Consider the following 14,238-nt stretch of genomic DNA (forward strand, 5'->3'; position numbering starts at 1 on the left):
ATGAGCATTGGCAATGAGAACGATTAAGTGTCGTAAGGGCATTTGGTGGATGCCTTGGCATGCACAGGCGATGAAGGACGTGATACGCTGCGAAAAGCCGTGGGGAGCTGCGAATGAGCTTTGATCCATGGATATCCGAATGGGGCAACCCACCTTAAATGCTTGGAAAATCCAAACTGTCAGCGATGACGGCTTGGGTTTCCAAGCATTGTTATAAGGTATCTTACCTTCGAATACATAGGGGTAAGAAGCGAACGCAGGGAACTGAAACATCTAAGTACCTGCAGGAAAGGACATCAACCGAGACTCCGCAAGTAGTGGCGAGCGAACGCGGACCAGGCCAGTGGCAATCAGGAATAAAGCCGAACGAGCTGGAAAGCTCGACCGTAGTGGGTGACAGTCCCGTAGGCGTAGAACACTGATTGTCCTTGAGTAGGGCGGGACACGTGAAATCCTGTCTGAACATGGGGAGACCACTCTCCAAGCCTAAGTACTCGTGCATGACCGATAGCGAACAAGTACCGTGAGGGAAAGGTGAAAAGCACCCCGACAAGGGGAGTGAAATAGAACCTGAAACCGGATGCCTACAAACAGTCGGAGGGCGCAAGCCTGACGGCGTACCTTTTGTATAATGGGTCAACGACTTAGTGTAACGAGCAAGCTTAAGCCGATAGGTGTAGGCGCAGCGAAAGCGAGTCTGAACAGGGCGTTCAGTTCGTTGCATTAGACCCGAAACCGAGTGATCTAGCCATGAGCAGGTTGAAGGTTGGGTAACACCAACTGGAGGACCGAACCCGCATCTGTTGCAATAGATTGGGATGACTTGTGGCTAGGGGTGAAAGGCCAATCAAACTCGGAAATAGCTGGTTCTCCGCGAAATCTATTTAGGTAGAGCGTCGACCGAATACCCTCGGGGGTAGAGCACTGGATGGGCTATGGGGACTCACCGTCTTACTGATCCTAACCAAACTCCGAATACCGAGGAGTACTAGTCGGCAGACACACGGCGGGTGCTAACGTCCGTCGTGAAGAGGGCAACAACCCTGACCTCCAGCTAAGGTCCCCAAGTCATGGCTAAGTGGGAAAGGATGTGAGGATCCCAAAACAACCAGGATGTTGGCTTAGAAGCAGCCATCATTTAAAGAAAGCGTAACAGCTCACTGGTCTAAATAAGGGTCTTTGCGCCGAAAATGTAACGGGGCTAAAGCCATGCACCGAAGCTGAGGATACGTAGCAATACGTGTGGTAGCGGAGCGTTCCGTAAGCCTGCGAAGGGGTACCTGTGAGGGGCCCTGGAGGTATCGGAAGTGCGAATGTTGACATGAGTAACGATAAAGAGGGTGAGAGACCCTCTCGCCGAAAGACCAAGGGTTCCTGCTTAAAGTTAATCTGAGCAGGGTTAGCCGGCCCCTAAGACGAGGCGGACACGCGTAGTCGATGGGAACCACGTTAATATTCGTGGGCCTTGTGGTGGTGACGGATCGCACAAATCGTACATTCTTATTGGATTGAGTGTGCGGTGGAGCGGTTCCAGGAAATAGCCCCACTTTATAGACCGTACCCGAAACCGACACAGGTGGTCAGGTAGAGTATACCAAGGCGCTTGAGAGAACTATGTTGAAGGAACTCGGCAAATTGCACGCGTAACTTCGGAAGAAGCGTGACCCCATGATGGGCAACCATTGTGGGGTGGCACAGACCAGGGGGTAGCGACTGTTTATCAAAAACACAGGGCTCTGCGAAGTCGCAAGACGACGTATAGGGTCTGACGCCTGCCCGGTGCTGGAAGGTTAAGAGGAGGGGTGCAAGCTCTGAATCGAAGCCCCAGTAAACGGCGGCCGTAACTATAACGGTCCTAAGGTAGCGAAATTCCTTGTCGGGTAAGTTCCGACCTGCACGAATGGCGTAACGACTTCCCCGCTGTCTCCAACATAGACTCAGTGAAATTGAATTCCCCGTGAAGATGCGGGGTTCCTGCGGTCAGACGGAAAGACCCCGTGCACCTTTACTATAGCTTTACACTGGCATTCGTGTCGGCATGTGTAGGATAGGTGGTAGGCTTTGAAGCAGGGACGCCAGTTTCTGTGGAGCCATCCTTGAAATACCACCCTTATCGTCATGGATGTCTAACCGCGGCCCGTCATCCGGGTCCGGGACAGTGTATGGTGGGTAGTTTGACTGGGGCGGTCGCCTCCGAAAGAGTAACGGAGGCGCGCGATGGTGGGCTCAGACCGGTCGGAAATCGGTCGTCGAGTGCAATGGCATAAGCCCGCCTGACTGCGAGACTGACAAGTCGAGCAGAGACGAAAGTCGGTCATAGTGATCCGGTGGTCCCGCGTGGAAGGGCCATCGCTCAACGGATAAAAGGTACGCCGGGGATAACAGGCTGATGACCCCCAAGAGTCCATATCGACGGGGTTGTTTGGCACCTCGATGTCGGCTCATCGCATCCTGGGGCTGGAGCAGGTCCCAAGGGTTTGGCTGTTCGCCAATTAAAGCGGTACGTGAGCTGGGTTCAGAACGTCGTGAGACAGTTCGGTCCCTATCTGCCGTGGGTGTAGGAATATTGACAGGATCTGTCCCTAGTACGAGAGGACCGGGATGGACATATCTCTGGTGGACCTGTTGTCGTGCCAACGGCATAGCAGGGTAGCTATATATGGAAGGGATAACCGCTGAAGGCATCTAAGCGGGAAACCCACCTGAAAACGAGTATTCCCTATCAGAGCCGTGGAAGACGACCACGTTGATAGGACGGGTGTGGAAGCGCAGCAATGTGTGAAGCTTACCGTTACTAATAGCTCGATTGGCTTGATCGTTCTCATTGACCATGCTCATCAAAGATGAGCCAGTAGGAGTTGGGCAGTAGGCAGTAGTCTTCGCCGCTCCAGGACGTGTTCAAAGAAAGACTGTTGCCTAAGGCCTCAGTCACCAGCTTCTCAAATATGATTGCCCTTAGCTGACCTGGTGGTTATGGCGGGGTGGCTGCACCCGTTCCCATTCCGAACACGGCCGTGAAACGCCCCAGCGCCAATGGTACTTCGTCTCAAGACGCGGGAGAGTAGGTCGCTGCCAGGTCTGCTAAAGGCAATCAAAATCTTCTCATCACAAAAAGGGCCTCGTGCCCAAAACGAGGCCGCGAAAGCGGCCTTTTTGCTTCATACAATAACACCCGGGCCAGAGCAGCCCCGCCCTCCCCAAGGCAAAAAAGCCCAAAAGGAAGGCCAAAAAAACCGGGATCGCCCGGCAGCTCAGGTCTAACGCGGGGTGGAGCAGCCCCGCCCTCCCGCAGAGCGCAACGCGCGCGAGGAAGGGCAAAACAAAAATCCGGGCAAATCCCCGGACAGCTCAACATAACGCGGGGTGGAGCAGCCCGGTAGCTCGTCAGGCTCATAACCTGAAGGCCGCAGGTTCAAATCCTGCCCCCGCAACCAACCTTCCACCCGATCCCAAAGAGCCCCCACCGCGGGGCTTTTTGCGTTTCTGCAAGCCGTCATCGCAGAACTACCAAGCAACTGACCTGCCACCACCTCCCTCCCGGCAAAACGCCGGGCGCTCCTGGCTGCCGCCACAAACCAACAGCTCCGCCGCTATCGGAAGGAATTGCCTTGCGAGGCAGCTTCTTCATCCAGCCTGACCTGCTCCCCTGAGATGTTCTCGATTTTGGGTTAGCCTGTTCCTCAACGAAGGAGACAGGCAATGAAGCGCTCACGATTCTCGGAGGAACAGATCATCGGGATTTTGAAGGAGCATCAAGCCGGGATGTCGGCGGTCGATCTGTGCCGCAAGCACGGTATCAGCGATGCGACCTTTTACACGTGGCGCAAAAAGTACGGCGGCATGGAAGTGTCGGAGGCCAAGCGGCTGAAGGCCCTGGAAGAAGAGAACGCGAAGCTGAAGAAGCTTCTGGCGGAGCAGATGATGGATGTTTCCACACTCCGCGAGATGCTCGGAAAAAACTTCTGACGCCCGGTTCGAGGAGAAATGCCGTGAACTGGGCCATTGAAGAGAAGAGCTACTCGCAGCGCCATGCATGTGCCCTGGTGGGGATGACACCGCGCGTCTACCGCTATCAGTCTAGCAGCCCCGATGACACCGAACTCCGAAAGCGTCTGCGGGAACTGTCATCGGAACGCCGACGGTTCGGCTATCGCCGCCTGCACCTGTTGCTGAAGCGCGAGGGTGTCGAGGTGAACTGGAAGAAGCTGTATCGCATCTACAAGGAAGAGAGGCTGACAGTCCGCAAACGTGGCGGCCATAAGCGGGCTTTGGGCACGCGCACACCGATGACGATCACGCAGAAAGCGAACCAGAGATGGTCTCTCGACTTTGTGTCAGATGCACTGGTCGATGGACGTCGCTTCCGCATACTTTGCGTGATCGATGACTTCAGCCGCGAGTGCCTGGCGACGGTCGTCGACAACTCGCTCTCCGGCGAACGCGTTGCCAGAGAACTGGATGCCATCGCCGAGCGGCGCGGTTATCCGTTATTGGTCGTCAGCGACAATGGCACCGAGCTCACATCGAACGCCATGCTCGCCTGGAGCAGGATCGTGGTGTCGAATGGCACTACATCGCCCCGGGCAAACCCATGCAGAATGGCTTCGTGGAATCGTTCAACGGTCGACTGCGTGACGAGTGCCTCAACGAGTATCTGTTCCGCAGCTACCGGCATGCCCGGGAGATCATCGAGGAATGGCGCATCGACTACAATCCTGTTTCATAACGCCCATCTTTCTATGTTGTTGAAGGGAATAAGCTTTCCTGATCTGGATGCGATCCTGTGGGGTGTCGGGGGTTCTGCCGGGCGCGATCGAGGATCTGACGTGCTTGTAAGGTCGCGAGTTTTGAACGGCTGAAGATCCATGGGCCATCGGGTAGCGGATGAGCCCCCTAAATATCGCCAGCCTCGGCCGCCAGACGCAGCGTCTTTGGCGTTATCCCGAGTAACTTCGCCGCGCCGCCCAGATTAAGCCATGGCTCGACCCCGTCGATCTGCGGACGGAAGACCGGAATCTTGCGATATGACCTCAGCGCGGTGACCCGCTCCCGTGTCCAGCGATTGCCATTGCCGGTTGTCAGTCCGTTGCGATTGAGGACACCGGCAATCACATCATCATTGGCGAGTAAGACGAGCTGTCTCACAGCGTCGACAATGTCGTCAGGGGTCGCGTTTCTTTGGCCGCGGCGTCGCTTCGGCAGGCGCAGCTCGGTGTGGACGCCTCCAACCCAATGAATGACGAGGACGATCTCAGAAGTTCCATCATCGAGATCGGCGACCACTTCATTGATGAGCGTGCGCACGATGCGCTTCTTCAGCCTTGCATCGGTTGTCGGCGCCGTCCAGACGGTGCGAAGGTTTCCCGCAAGTGCGGTTACCTGTGATGCGGACATGGGGAACGGCTGAGGCGTAACTGTCCGATGTTTGGCAATCCTGGTCTCGATCTCGCCGACGCGTGCGAGTGTCCTATTCCAGCGCGCTTCGAGCTCTGACGTTACAAGTCTGTTCTCCGGATCGGCCGCGTCATATTGCCGGAATGCCCGGTCGGCTACATAGCGTGCTGCCTCGAGGTCGCGTAGCAGGGCATCCTGAACCTGATCGCGTTGGCTGGCCATATTGCGTTCCGCCTCAACGGCGGCCGCAATGGCTCCTGGTTCGACTACGCCGAGCAGCGCCTCCTCGATCGCATCATCGACCCGCAGACCGCCGAAGGCGATGCAACGTGGTTCGCCATTATCGAGTAGACCACGCCAACAGGAATAGCGCGGAATGTTATGCTTGTTTCCGGTGTACCGGACGGTCAGCTTTCGACCGCATCTCTTGCAACGGAAAAGGCCGGCAAGCAGAGCGTCGCCGTGCTTCGGCGCCCCGTGATGGCGGCTGGCTGGCACATTGTCGCTTACCATCTTGCGGATCTCCTCCGCCCGTTCCCAACTGACGTAACCTTCATGTGCATCCGGGATCAGCGCCAGCCATTCATCACGCGCCTTGCGACGAATTCCAGACCGGCCATCGTATCGGGGCACGGAGCGACTCTTACCATAAGCGTAAGCGCCTCCGTAGATCGGGTTCGCAATCATCCGGTGGATGGTGGCATAATTTGGCCTGCGCCAGATGACGTCACCATTGGTATACCTGACCGGCAGGTCCAGCCCCTGCTCGAGGAACCATAGCAGAGCCTGCCGCGCACTGCCGAGTTCGGCAACCTTGTCGAAGACGAGCGCGATGGCTTCCTGGATGCGTCGGTCGGGATCCTTCTCGATCCTGTCACCGGCCTTCACGAAGCCGGCCGGAACAGTGACCACGAGTTCACCGCGGCGAGCCTTCTCATAGCGGGCGGAAAGGGAACGCTGACGCAAGAGATCGAGTTCATACTCGTTGAGGCTGCCCTTCAAACCCAAGAGCAGGCGGTCGTTGCCCTGGCGGGGCGCATAAACTGCTTCCTGGTCGACCAGGACGGTATCGACAACGCGGCACATCTCGATGAGTTGCTGCCAATCGCGGCTGTTCCGGGCGAAACGCGATACCTCACGCGCGGCCACGGCGCCAACCTTGCCAAGGCAGACTTCCGCCACCATCCGATCAAATCCAGCGCGGGTCACGCCGCCGGCGGCCGAACGACCAAGATCGTCATCCACCGTCTCTATTTGTGACCATCCAAGCGCTGCCAGACGGTCGCGCATGGCGTACTGGAGGGCGCTGCTCTCTCGATTATGCAGAACCTGGTGAGCCGAGGACTGCCGAACATAGAGGATGGCCTTCCGCTCCAGATGATGCGGCCCGATCTTCTCATGCATCATGATCGGCCTCCTTCTGTTGGGAGGCATGTCCGCACTTTGCGTGATCGACGAACAGCCGCACGATGAGCACCGTCAACGCTTGGCGGGTCTCCTCCGGCAACTCCGGCCATTGCGGCGTCCCTGCCGTTTTCCCCCGCTGCGGGGCCGAGAACAGATCGAACTGGCATGTCATGGGCTGGCGAGGCATGAACATCTCTCCGACTCGTTTCGTGAGAGACCAATGCTGCGCCCATTACCGAAGATTGCGATGAGGCATCAGCGTCCTTCAGCAATCTTGCCAAAATATGCAGGCTTGCGAGATCGACGTGCGGAACCGGCAGGCTGCGCCAACAACCACTCACTGATCGGTCGAACATCCACGACGGGACCTCAAGAAGTCGACCAGAAGAAGAACCAGAAAGGCTGCAGCGGAAAACATGCCTCCCTTTGGACACCGCCTCATGCACGTGAACGAGCCGCCCAGACCAGGGATGCCACGGATACAAAAGCTCGCGAACCTCGGTCCCGTGGGTGTTCTGTCGTCGTGTTGTACAATCTGCACCGTCCACACACGAGCCTTGGCGGGCTGACACCAAATGAGTTTGCAATCCGGTCCAGAAAGAACCACAACGTGAACAGGGCTAGCCTATGAGTGAGTACATTCGGGGGAGCAGGTCAGTTCTGAACACCTAGTCCCTCCTGTTGTTTCAGCCGAAATCGACAGGGAGCAACGATGGCGCCGTGCGGTTGGGACGCTGAGGAAGAAGACAGATCTTGAACCGAAATCTGCACCCGAAAAGCACAGCCGCGACCTGAGGCGAGCCCCGGCATCGACATATACAAAGCTGGGCGCGTCGGCGATTTTCCCGCGGGAGAACACCTCTTCTGAAGCGGGAGCGGCCGCAGCGAGAGGCCGGGACGGAGGGCGAGGGCTCAAGGAGCAGCAGGGTCTTGCCCGGCTGCCGTGTTCCATCAAATGGCGCCGTCGTTGCGCTCCGTGCCGTCGGCAATGATCGCGCGTTTCCCGACGTGATTGGCGGGGCCCACGAGCCCTTCCTGCTCCATCCGTTCCACGAGTGACGCCGCACGGTTGTAACCGATGGAGAGCTTGCGCTGGATGTAGGACGTCGAGCATTTCTTGTCGCGCATGACGATCTTCACCGCCTTGTCGTAAAGGTCGCTTGCATCCTCTTCGCCCATGGTCGAGCGGTCGAAGATGGCTTCGTCCTCTTCGGGTTCGTTTTCCTCCGCCTCTTCTGTGACCGTGCCGAGGTAGTCCGGCCGTCCTTGCGTCTTCAGGTGTGCCACCACCTTTTCCACCTCGTGGTCTGAGACGAACGGCCCGTGCACGCGCGCGATGCGGCCGCCGCCCATCATATGCAGCATGTCGCCCTGGCCGAGCAGATGTTCGGCGCCCTGTTCACCGAGAATGGTGCGGCTGTCGATCTTGGAGGTCACCTGGAAGGAGATGCGTGTCGGGAAGTTCGCCTTGATCGTACCGGTAATGACGTCGACGGACGGGCGCTGCGTCGCCATGATCAGGTGGATGCCCGCCGCGCGGGCCATCTGCGCGAGCCTCTGGATTGCGCCTTCGATCTCCTTGCCGGCGACCATCATCAGATCCGCCATCTCGTCGACGATGACGACGATGTACGGCATCGGGGAAAGGTCCATTTCCTCCTGCTCGTAGACCGGTTCGCCGGTGGACCGGTCGAAGCCCGTCTGGATCGTGCAGAGGATCGTCTCGCCCTTGGTGCGGGCGGTGGCGGCGCGGCCGTTATAGCCGTCGATGTTGCGCACGCCGAGCCGCGACATCTTGCGATAGCGGTCTTCCATCTCGCGGACGGCCCATTTGAGCGCCATCACCGCCTTTTTGGGATCGGTGACGACAGGGGTCAGGAGATGCGGAATGCCGTCATAGACGGAGAGTTCGAGCATCTTCGGATCGACCATGATCAGGCGGCACTCCTCCGGCTTGAGCCGATAAAGCAGCGACAGGATCATCGTGTTGATGGCGACTGACTTGCCCGAGCCGGTGGTGCCGGCAACCAGCAGGTGTGGCATCTTCGCCAGTTCGGCAATGACCGGTTCCCCGCCGATGGTCTTGCCGAGGCAGACCGGTAGCTGGAAGCGGGTCTCGGTATAGTCCCGCGATTCGATGAGTTCGCGGAAGTAGACGGTCTCGCGGACAGGGTTCGGCAGCTCGATACCGATCACGTTGCGGCCAGGCACAACGGCGACGCGGGCGGAGAGCGCCGACATCGAGCGGGCGATGTCGTCGGAGAGCCCGATGACGCGCGAAGACTTGACGCCGGGTGCGGGCTCGAACTCGTAGAGCGTGACGACGGGGCCGGGCCGAACGTCGATGATCTCGCCCTTGATTCCGAAGTCCTCGAGAACGCTTTCCAGGAGACCGGCGCTCTGTTCCAGCGCTTCGGGCGAGAGGATGTGTGTCTCCTGAGACTGCGGCAGTTGCAGGAGATCGATCGAAGGAAAATCGTACTCTCCTTCCGATACGGTTCGGGCATTCGCCGTGCGATCACGGACCGTGGGCTGTTCGGCGGCATTCTCCGTTGCCGACGGAACGGCCGCTTCTTCAGGCGCCGTCAGGAATACCGGTACTGCCTCGGAAACGGCAGCAGCGCCGGGTCGGGTCTGGCTGATCCGGTGAAGGCCGACCTCCCGGTAGAGTGACGTGACCGACTTGTCCGACTTTGCGGCTGGTGGTGCGAGGACCGGCATCTTCACCTTTGCGGGCGCCGTGGCGACCGGGGCCGGAAAGGCGAGCGGCGCGGGAACAGCAGCTGCCACCGGCGGGCTGACCGGAAGCATCAGACCGGCGCTCTCTGCCTCGTCGCTTGCTTCCGTCATCGCTTCCCAGAAGACGTGATCGGAGATGAACGCCGTCAGTGGCAGGAATCGCGTATCATCGGGCGACGGGACTGGCGCTGTCGTCGCCATCAGTTGTTCTGCCGTGTCATTCTGCGCGAGCTCGCGGCACGTGACGGCAATCATCGTCGTCGCTTGGGTGATCGCGGCGACCGGTAGGTCCTCGTGTGTCGTCGATGCCTCGGCTGGCGTTTCCTCGGTCTGCCTGCTTCGCGCGAGTTCGCGACGGAGCCGATAGCTGAGTGCGCGTGCGCCGGCGGCATCGGGCGGCTGCGGCAGGAATTCCGGCTGCGCAATTATGCGCTCGGCATTTCTCGTCGGCATGGATGGCAGGCTGTCCGGCGCGGCTGGAACGGCAACAGGAGCTTCAGGCACGGGACAAGGTACGCTTGCGGCCGCCGGCGCGGCGCGCTTCGGCAGCGCCGTATCGGGTGTGCGGGTGAAGCGGACGTTCGGTCCGAGTACGAAAGCCCTCTGCCAGATCGGGGCGTCGCCGCGGCCTTCGATTTCGCTCGCGGCAATCGAATCGGTGTTGCCCGCCGTGTCGCCCGAAGCCGCCATCCGCGGGTCTGCCGGATTTGCCGCCGGCTTGTGCGGCTCTTCACCTCCGGCCTCAGATCCCTTCCGTTCCTCTTCCAAGTTACTGGTAAATCTTGAGAAATTCGAACGGCTGAAACGCATGGCTACCTGCACATCTCTCGAACACGAACAACGAACACTGACAATCTTACTAAAAAATAAAGGTTAACCAGGTCTTTCCGGCGCCTGTCGGTGAGCGCTCTTTCGCCGGTTGTAGTGTGAGCAAATTGCGAGGTGCGGCGACCGTGCCACACCGGCTATTGCTTGCGCCCGGCGGAAGGTGGCGGAATGATCGGATGATCATCAGATACGCATGCAAACGCGCCCCGGAATGGTCGGAGCGGTGCGTCGATGTTTTGCTGTGCCGTTGGTGCGGGATCAGACGATGCCGCCGGAGCCGCCCTTGACTGTCGGGCGCTCGGAGGCGACCCGGGCGCGGTAGCCGCTGGCGCGATAGGTGGCGACCGGGTCGATCGCGCCGCCGTGACGGCGACGGGCTTCGGCGAGAATCGGTTCCACATCCATGCGATAGGCACGCTTGAGTGTCTCCGAAGCCATCAGCGCATCATTGTCGCCCTGGAAGCCTTCTAGTGCCGCGCGGTCGACCAGAAGCGCCTGGGCATAGGCGCGGCGGATCTCGTTGGCGCTGGAGATCAGGCTCTCGATCGGGTCGGTGACATTGTGGCTCTGGTCGATCATGTGCGCCGGGTGGAAACCCTTCACGCCGCGATGCTCCGCATCGACCAGCTCGTTGAAGACGAGGAACAGGCGGTAAGGCTCAACCGAGCCGGCGTCGAGATCGTCGTCACCGTATTTCGAGTCGTTGAAGTGGAAGCCGCCGAGCTTGCCGAACTGGATCAGTCGGGCGACGATCATCTCGATATTGGTGTTGGGCGCGTGATGGCCGAGGTCGACGAGGCAGAAGGCCTTTTCGCCGAGCGTCTGGGCGATCAGGTAATTCGTCCCCCAGTCCTGGACGACCGTTGAATAGAAGGCCGGCTCATACATCTTGTGCTCGGTGAAGAGCCGCCAGTCGTCGGGCAGGGCCTTGTAGATGTCGGCCATGGAGGCGAGGTAGCGCTCGAACTGGCGGGTGAAGTTCGACTGGCCGGGGAAGTTCGAGCCGTCGCCAATCCAGACGGTCAGCGCCTTCGAGCCGATGGCATTGCCAAGCTCGATGCATTCGATGTTGTGCTCGACGGCCTGGGCGCGGGTGGCCGCATCCACGTGGCTGAGCGAGCCATACTTGTAGGAATGTGTCTGGTCCGGCGCGTCCGAGAAGGTATTCGAGTTCATGGCATCGAAGCCGAGGCCCAGTGCGTCGCCCTTTGCCTTCAGCTCCTTCGGATCGGCCTTGTCCCACGGAATGTGCAGCGACACGGTTGGCGTGGCACGGGTCAGTTCGTTGATGACCGAGCAGTCTTCCAGCTTGTCGAAGATATGGCGCGGCTCGCCAAGGCCGGGGAAGCGGGCGAAACGGGTGCCGCCGGTGCCGACGCCCCAGGAGGGAACGGCAACGAAGAAATCGGCGACCTTGCTGGTGACGGCGTCGATGTCGATGCCGGTGCGGGCGAGCTTTTCGCCGAGCGCCGCATAATCGGACTTGAGCGCGGCCGCGCGCTTTTCGTTTTCGGCCGCGATGACGTCGGCGGCGATTATCTGATCGGTCATGGTTTTCCTCCCAAAGGTATTCCCCCTCTGTCACTTCGTGACATCTCCCCCACAAGGGGGAGACTTAACTCACGGTTGTCGATGCCTTTTGCACCAAGCAAAGTCATCGTGGTTACGCTCGGTCAACTGCTGTTCTTCTCCCCCCTTGTGGGGGAGATGCCCGGCAGGGCAGACGGGGTGCTAAAGCTTGCTCAGCGCGTGAAGCTCTGGGCGTTGCCGGCATCGACATTGATGATGTTGCCGGTCGACTTGGCCGAGAGATCGGAGGCGAGGAAGTAGATCGCTTCCGCGATGTCTTCCGGGAAGACATTGAGCTTCAGCATCGAGCGCTTGCGGTAGTGCTCCTCCAGATCGGTGACCTCGATCTTCGAGGACGCCGCCCGCTGTTCGCGCCATTCGCCGTTCCAGATCTTCGAGCCGCGCAGCACGGCATCGGGGTTGACTGTGTTGACGCGGATGCCGGCGTCAGCGCCTTCCAGCGCCAGGCAGCGGGCGAGATGGATCTCGGCGGCCTTGGCGGTGCAATAGGCGGATGCGTTCGGCGAGGAGGCAAGGCCGTTCTTCGAGGCGACGAAGACGATATTGCCGCCGATCGCCTGACGGCGGAACAGGCGGAAAGCCTCGCGGGAGACGAGGAAATAGCCGGTCGCCAGGATGTCGATGTTCTTGTTCCACATTTGAAGCGTGGTGTCCTCGACCGGGGCCGAAGAGGCGATGCCGGCATTGGAGACGAGAATGTCGACGCCGCCGAATTCGACGCAGGCTTCCGCGAATGTCGAGGTGACGGCTTCTTCCTTTGTCACGTCGAGCGTGACGGAACGAACGCTGTCGCCGCCGTAGCGCTTGGAGAAGTCGGCCATCGTGTCCGAGAGCGCGCCGGTGTCGATGTCGGCGAGCACCACGCAGGCGCCTTCGGACATCAGCCGCTCGGCCGTCGCCCGGCCAATGCCGCCGGCGCCGCCGGTGACGAAGGCGACGCGACCGGCCAGCGATTTCGGCTTGGGCATGCGCTGGAGCTTGGCTTCCTCGAGCAGCCAGTATTCGATGTCGAAAGCTTCCTGTTCGGGCAGGCCCTGATATTCGGAAACCGTCGAGGCGCCCTTCATGACGTTGATGGCGTTGACGTAGAATTCGCCGGCGATGCGGGCGGTCGCCTTGTCCTTGGCGAAGGACAGCATGCCGACGCCCGGAACCAGGAAGATGACCGGGTTCGGATCGCGCATGGCAGGCGAGTTGGCGTGCTTGCAGGCCTCGTAATAGCGCGTGTAGTCGGCGCGGTAGTCCTCGAGCGCCTTGTCGAGGCCGGCGATCACGGCGTCGGCATCGGGCTTGGCCGGATCGAAATCGACGATCAGCGGACGGATCTTGGTGCGCAGGAAGTGGTCGGGGCAGGAGGTGCCGAGCGAACCCAGCGGCTTCAGATCCTTCGAATTGACGAATTCAAGCACGGCGGCCTGGTCGTCGAAATGACCGAGCTTGCGTTCGGCCTTGCCGATCCGGCCACGGATTTCCGGCATCAGCTTGGCTGCGATCGCGCGGCGTTCGGCTTCCGGCAGGCTCTTGGCCACCGCGCCGCCGAAGATCGTCTTGCCCTCGGTTTCCTTGGCGAACCACTCGATCGCCTTGTTGATGATCTCGAGCGTTAGCAGGTAGCATTCCTTGGCGTCGTTCGCCCAGGTGAACAGGCCGTGACTTTCGAGCACGACGCCCTTGGCGGTCGGGTTTGCCTTCACGAAGGCTTCGAGGTCGAGACCGAGCTGGAAGCCTGGACGGCGCCAGGGTAGCCAGCCGATGTCGGCACCGAAGATCTTCTGCGTCAGTTCCTTGGAGTTCTTCGAAGCGGCGATCGCGATAATCGCATCCGGATGCATGTGGTCGACATGGGTGAACGGCACGAAGCCGTGCAGGGGCGTGTCGATCGAGGCGGCGCGCGGGTTCAGGTTGAAGGTGCAATGCGGCAGGAAGCCGACCATGCGGTCCTCGTCTTCGACGCCCTTGTAGAGCGTCTTCAGCGCCTCGAGCTTGTCCATGTAGAGGGTGGCGAAGCCGTCGAGCTTGATGGTGCCGACGTCGCCGCCGGAACCCTTGACCCACATGACGCGAACCTTTCCGCCGGTCAGCGGATCGGTTTCGAGCACTTTCGCGGAGGTGTTGCCGCCGCCGTAATTGGTGATGCGCTTGTCAGCGCCCAAGAGATTGGACCGGTAGAGCAGCTTGCCGGGCTCGTCGAGCTCCGCCGCACGAGCATCATCCCAACGATTATCGAGAAGGCGGGTTTGGCCCGTCATCGCTTCCTCCCTGTGCGTGTCGATTCATGGG

Annotated in this window: 5 protein-coding genes, 1 tRNA gene, 2 rRNA genes and 1 pseudogene; 4 read left to right on the forward strand and 5 right to left on the reverse strand. The window is 59.9% G+C overall.

What is annotated here, in order from left to right:
* Nucleotides 1-21 precede the first annotated feature (21 nt).
* The 4 genes and pseudogenes from H4I97_RS01060 to H4I97_RS01075 all read left to right on the forward strand — a co-directional run.
* A 23S ribosomal RNA gene (locus tag H4I97_RS01060) occupies nucleotides 22-2,819 on the forward strand.
* Nucleotides 2,820-2,963: 144 nt separating this feature from the next.
* A 5S ribosomal RNA gene (gene rrf / locus H4I97_RS01065) occupies nucleotides 2,964-3,078 on the forward strand.
* 279 nt (nucleotides 3,079-3,357) lie between these two features.
* Nucleotides 3,358-3,434, forward strand: a tRNA-Met gene (locus H4I97_RS01070).
* Nucleotides 3,435-3,699: 265 nt separating this feature from the next.
* Nucleotides 3,700-4,714, forward strand: a pseudogene (locus tag H4I97_RS01075) (IS3 family transposase); the annotation flags it as partial.
* Nucleotides 4,715-4,893: 179 nt separating this feature from the next.
* On the opposite strand, the gene H4I97_RS01080 reads toward H4I97_RS01075, so the two are convergent.
* From H4I97_RS01080 to H4I97_RS01100, 5 genes are all read right to left on the reverse strand, one after another.
* Entirely contained in the window at nucleotides 4,894-6,801 is a 1,908-nt protein-coding gene (locus H4I97_RS01080; protein ID WP_244658687.1) for a recombinase family protein, read from the reverse strand.
* Nucleotides 6,791-6,988 carry a hypothetical protein gene (locus tag H4I97_RS01085; protein WP_182306133.1) on the reverse strand — a complete coding sequence of 66 codons (198 nt, stop codon included), beginning with the start codon at nucleotides 6,986-6,988 and terminating at the stop codon, nucleotides 6,791-6,793. The genes H4I97_RS01080 and H4I97_RS01085 overlap by 11 nt, the downstream gene beginning before the upstream one ends.
* A gap of 764 nt (nucleotides 6,989-7,752) precedes the next feature.
* The gene (locus tag H4I97_RS01090) at nucleotides 7,753-10,230 is read right to left on the reverse strand and encodes a DNA translocase FtsK (RefSeq protein WP_244658688.1); all 2,478 of its coding nucleotides are present in this window, start codon (nucleotides 10,228-10,230) and stop codon (nucleotides 7,753-7,755) included.
* A 396-nt stretch (nucleotides 10,231-10,626) separates the two neighbouring features.
* A complete protein-coding gene (gene rhaI / locus H4I97_RS01095; RefSeq protein WP_182306135.1) occupies nucleotides 10,627-11,919 on the reverse strand; it encodes an L-rhamnose catabolism isomerase in 1,293 nt (430 codons plus the stop codon).
* 191 nt (nucleotides 11,920-12,110) lie between these two features.
* Nucleotides 12,111-14,207, reverse strand: a complete 2,097-nt coding sequence (locus tag H4I97_RS01100; RefSeq protein ID WP_182306136.1) for a bifunctional rhamnulose-1-phosphate aldolase/short-chain dehydrogenase — start codon at nucleotides 14,205-14,207, stop codon at nucleotides 12,111-12,113.
* Between the last annotated feature and the right edge of the window lie 31 nt (nucleotides 14,208-14,238).

Origin of the sequence: Ciceribacter thiooxidans (genome assembly GCF_014126615.1) — a bacterium.
Taxonomy (GTDB): Bacteria; Pseudomonadota; Alphaproteobacteria; order Rhizobiales; family Rhizobiaceae; genus Allorhizobium; species Allorhizobium thiooxidans.

Coding starts and splice junctions, on each gene's coding strand:
- H4I97_RS01085 (WP_182306133.1), bottom strand. CDS start 6,988: ATGCCTCGCCAGCCCATGACATGCCAGTTCGATCTGTTCTCGGCCCCG.
- rhaI (WP_182306135.1), bottom strand. CDS start 11,919: ATGACCGATCAGATAATCGCCGCCGACGTCATCGCGGCCGAAAACGAA.
- H4I97_RS01080 (WP_244658687.1), bottom strand. CDS start 6,801: ATGATGCATGAGAAGATCGGGCCGCATCATCTGGAGCGGAAGGCCATC.
- H4I97_RS01100 (WP_182306136.1), bottom strand. CDS start 14,207: ATGACGGGCCAAACCCGCCTTCTCGATAATCGTTGGGATGATGCTCGT.
- H4I97_RS01090 (WP_244658688.1), bottom strand. CDS start 10,230: ATGGCGGCTTCGGGCGACACGGCGGGCAACACCGATTCGATTGCCGCG.